The organism is Gemmatimonas sp., from assembly GCF_044376735.1.
In the GTDB taxonomy this organism is placed as follows: Bacteria; Gemmatimonadota; Gemmatimonadetes; order Gemmatimonadales; family Gemmatimonadaceae; genus Gemmatimonas.
The window spans coordinates 1-2737 of record NZ_JBILKJ010000272.1 but is presented as its reverse complement, the minus strand read 5'-3'; the positions used below and the strand labels follow the sequence as shown (position 1 = coordinate 2737).

3 protein-coding genes are annotated in these 2737 nt (G+C 66.3%); all 3 read right to left on the bottom strand.

Annotation, left to right across the window (positions count from 1 at the left end):
* Positions 1-190 precede the first annotated feature (190 nt).
* The gene (nadC, locus tag ACIRA7_RS16545) at positions 191-1150 is read right to left on the bottom strand and encodes a carboxylating nicotinate-nucleotide diphosphorylase (RefSeq protein ID WP_396221931.1); all 960 of its coding nucleotides are present in this window, start codon (positions 1148-1150) and stop codon (positions 191-193) included.
* Positions 1147-2157 carry a quinolinate synthase NadA gene (nadA, locus tag ACIRA7_RS16540; protein WP_396221930.1) on the bottom strand — a complete coding sequence of 337 codons (1011 nt, stop codon included), beginning with the start codon at positions 2155-2157 and terminating at the stop codon, positions 1147-1149. Before nadA ends, nadC begins: the two co-directional genes overlap by 4 nt.
* A 10-nt stretch (positions 2158-2167) precedes the next feature.
* A partial coding sequence (locus tag ACIRA7_RS16535) for an FAD-binding protein (RefSeq protein ID WP_396221929.1) occupies positions 2168-2737 on the bottom strand: 570 nt, incomplete at its 5' end.

Here is a 2737-nt window from a genome sequence, read left to right as displayed (position 1 = left end):
GAAACGCCCGAGGATCCAGCCGAATCCAGCCGCTCGGTAATGCGCATAGTTGCGCACCGCGTTGGGCATGGCGAGCGAGGCCGGCGCATAGAGTCCGGCGTAATCGACGAGCCCCTCCATCAGAATGCGGGAGGCGCGATCGGTGAGCGGCGGAAGGCGAACAGGCATGGCGAGAGTCTGTCAGGAGGGCTTACAGATCATCGAAATCGAGACCGATGTCGAGCGCCGGTGCGGAATGCGTGAGTGCGCCGATCGAGATGCGGTCCACTCCCGTTTCCGCGATGCGACGCACGGTGTCGAGTGTGACGCCACCCGACGCCTCCGTGATCACGCGGGCGCGACAGCGCTGCACCGCCTCGCGCAGCTGCTCGATTGACATGTTGTCGAGCAGCACCCAGTCGGCGCCGGCGGCGATGGCCGCATCGACCTGCTCCAGCGTATCACATTCGACTTCGATCGCGGTGCCACTCATGGCCAGCCCACGGGCGCGCGTCACCGCCATCGCCATGTCGCCACCGATGGCGGCGAGATGATTGTCCTTGATGAGCACACCGCTGCGCAGATCCATGCGATGATTCGTCCCACCTCCAGCGCGTACCGCGTACTTCTCGAGGGCGCGCCAGCCCGGCGTGGTTTTGCGCGTGTCGAGAATGTTCGCCGACGTGCCGGCGACCGCGTCGACGAAGCGGGCGGTCAGCGTCGCGATGCCGGACAGATGCTGCAGATAGTTGAGCGCGGTGCGTTCGGCCGACAGCATGCCGCGGGCGTGCCCACTGAGGTGCATGATGATCTCACCCGCCTTGACCCGGGTACCGTCTTCGGCGTCCACGCGAATGATGACCGCGCTGTCGAGCTGACGGAACGCCTCGACGGCGAGCGGAATGCCGGCAATCACGCCGTCGCGTCGTGCCACGATCGCGCTGCGGACATGGCGGGTGCTGACGACGGTGGCCAGCGTGGACACGTCGTTGAATGCCTGATCTTCCTGCAGGGCCACCCGCACCTGCGCCGTGGTCGCCTCCTCGGACAACGGAAACGCCAGGGCGGCACCCTGCACTGCGCGCGTACTGCCCGGGGTGATCGTGCGAGGCGTGAGCGCGGGCGCCCCATTGGATGGCGTGGGGCGCAGGGGCGGGTGGAAGGCCGTCATTCGCCAGGATCCTCAGGACCAAACGGACTCACGCCGGATGTCCCGCCGATCGACACCATGCGCTGGATGGCAATCCGTGCGCGGGCGGCGATGTCGTCGGGCACCGTGATGCGATGCTGCAGATGCAGGAGGGCATCGCGCACCTTGGGCAGCGTCGTCACCTTCATATACGCGCACTGCGCACGATCGTTCGCCGCAATGAAGTGCTTGGTGGGATTGGCGCGACGCAGCCGGTGCAGAATGCCGATTTCGGTGGCCACGATGAACGTGTCCTGATCGGTCTGGCTTGGACGCTGGATCATCCCCTCGGTGGAGAGAATGTGCACATTGTCGGCGTCGATGGCCCCGGCGCTCATCGCCTCCACCACCGGCGTCGCGCAGCCGCATTCCGGATGGATCAGGAACTCGGCACCCGGATGTTGCGCGCGCATGAGCGAGATATGCTCGGGATCGATCCCGGCATGCACGTGACACTCACCGAGCCACACGTGGATATTCTCGCGCCGCGACTCGCGGCGCACATGCGCACCGAGGAACATGTCGGGGAGAAACAGAATCTCCCGGTCAGCGGGAATGGAATTCACGACCTCGACCGCGTTGCCCGAGGTGCAGCAGTAGTCGCTCTCGGCCTTCACTTCGGCGGTGGTATTCACGTACGCCACGACGACCGCACCCGGATGCTGCGCCTTCCAGTCGCGCAGCTGTTCGGCGTTGATCGTGCTGGCGAGGGAACAGCCGGCAGCGAGATCGGGGAGCAGGACCGTTTTCTGCGGCGAAAGGATCGCCGCCGTTTCGGCCATGAAGTGCACGCCGCAGAAGACGATCACGTCGGCATCCGTTTTCGCCGCCTCGCGTGACAGTCCGAGGGAGTCGCCCACGAAGTCGGCTACGTCCTGAATTTCCGGACGTTCGTAGTTGTGCGCGAGGATCACCGCGTTCCGCTCCTTGGCGAGCGCGCGGATTTCAGCAGCGAGAGCGGGATCGTAGTGCGCTTCGAGAATGGTCATTTGTTGAGTGTTACCACGTGATATGCTTGTCCTGCCACTTCCGGCGGGTCTTCGGAAAATCGCTCCGGAAGTGCCCTCCCCGCGACTCCTTGCGCAGCAGCGACGCCTCCGCCACGAGCGTGGCGGTGGTGTGGAGATTTCGCTCCTCCGTGGCCCCGGGCGGCAGGCGGTCACCGATCTGTTGGAGTGCGGCAAGGCACCGGCGCAGCCCGGGGGCGGTACGGGCGATCGAGGCGTACTCCCACATCAGTTCGCGGATCTCGTCGGCGGCCACCTGGGCGGCGCCGCGATCGTCGAGCGTCGGCACGTCCCAGTCGGTGGGGTCGGGAACGGGCAGGTCCTGCGGCGTTTGCACCAGGTCGCGCGCCACCCGTTCCGCGAAGACGAGCCCTTCCAGCAGCGAATTGGAGGCGAGCCGGTTGGCGCCGTGCACACCGGTGCGCGCCACTTCCCCCACGGCGTACAACCGCGAGATGCTGGAGCGGCCGGCGAGGTCGGTCATCACCCCGCCCATCATGTAATGCGCGGCCGGAGTCACGGGGATGGCTTCGTGTACGGGATCGATGCCGCGGGCGCGGCA

Excerpts from the sequence above, each read along its gene's own strand:
- nadC (WP_396221931.1), bottom strand. The coding sequence starts at position 1,150 with ATGACGGCCTTCCACCCGCCCCTGCGCCCCACGCCATCCAATGGGGCG.
- nadA (WP_396221930.1), bottom strand. The coding sequence starts at position 2,157 with ATGACCATTCTCGAAGCGCACTACGATCCCGCTCTCGCTGCTGAAATC.